The 1,226-nt window shown below is 49.8% G+C and carries 1 pseudogene; it reads right to left on the bottom strand.

The annotated features are described in order from the left end of the window. Positions 1 to 21: 21 nt before the first annotated feature. A pseudogene (locus F6K53_RS43665) lies at positions 22 to 1,226 on the bottom strand (IS66 family transposase); the annotation flags it as partial.

Below are 1,226 nucleotides of genomic sequence, written 5' to 3'. Positions count from 1 at the left end.
GGATGAGGGAAGGAGGTTCGGTTAAATGACCCGATTGAGCCATGAGAGCTTGCTCGTTCGCGTAGCGTGACCAAAGGTCAAAAAATCCATGACTGACCGTTGTTGAAAACGGCAAGTTTGGACTGGTCGTGTAGTAAATTAGCGGTCTGTTGGAAACGTTCTTCAGAACGAGAGCCACCACTCACCTTGCGCTTGGTCACTGCCAAACGTTTTGACCTCTCGGCTAGATTATTATCCGGTGGAACTTGGGGGTGGTCTAAAAAATACCACCATTGGGCAGCCTTCTGTTTGAGGGAGCGCAGTAACTTACCCGCTTCCGCGACCGCCACCGACCACCACGTTTCGAGAGTCAACTGTACCTGAGTTTTGAATCCCCTGACCCACTGTTGGTACTCCGTATATTCTCCATTCTCTTGCCAGAGCCGATAATGGCGAAAAGCTTCATCGATCAGACTCACGAGCGCTTCTCCAATAGCTCGGTTGTGTAGTCCGGGCTGTTTGATTAACCTCAGAAAGTGACGACTTTGATGGGCGCTTTCACTTCTGTTGATCCTTGACCTCATAACCGTTGTAGACGCGCTTATTCATCAGTAATGAGAACCCCTCGATAGGACGGCCCCAACTGGCAAACCAGTTCCAGGCGAGAGCGAGTATCGACCGCATGAAACAGACAGAATTGGGGATGACTCAAAACCCATAGCCATTCTTTGACTCCCTTGACCGTCGATGGGGGTTTCATCCACGTGAAGATTGGGTTGTTCTCGATTGACCCAGGTAATGATGGCTTCTACGCTGTGATTAGCAGCTGTTGCCAGTCGTTGGTTTGTGTTCACTTAGTCCCGACTCCAATAAAGATTGCTGCCAATTTCCCACAACAGTTCCTGCTGTTTTTCTTTTGGCAAATGTCCTATGTTCCAAGAGGCACCAAGTAATCCTTGCAGCCTACCTCCATAATCTTGTCCGGGGATGATAGAAGTTGGCCACGGTACACTTGTATTCCCCCCACACTCACGACACTGACAATGATGGCGCTGGTATTCTACGATTTCTATAGGGCGCTCGACGAGCTGGGCGACTTGAAGGGTTTCAACTTTGACCGAGGTCGTTTCCTAATGACTCACACCGCAGGTAGAGCATTGTAAAGGACGCAGCATTTGACAGCGGTCTACTCGTCCAAAACCTTTACGAGTCTTTCCTTTGTGTCCGGGCTGTCCTCCAGGTTTTCA

The organism is Moorena sp. SIO4A1 (assembly GCF_010672065.1).
Lineage (GTDB): Bacteria > Cyanobacteriota > Cyanobacteriia > Cyanobacteriales > Coleofasciculaceae > Moorena.
This window is presented reverse-complemented; position numbering and strand designations above follow the sequence as displayed.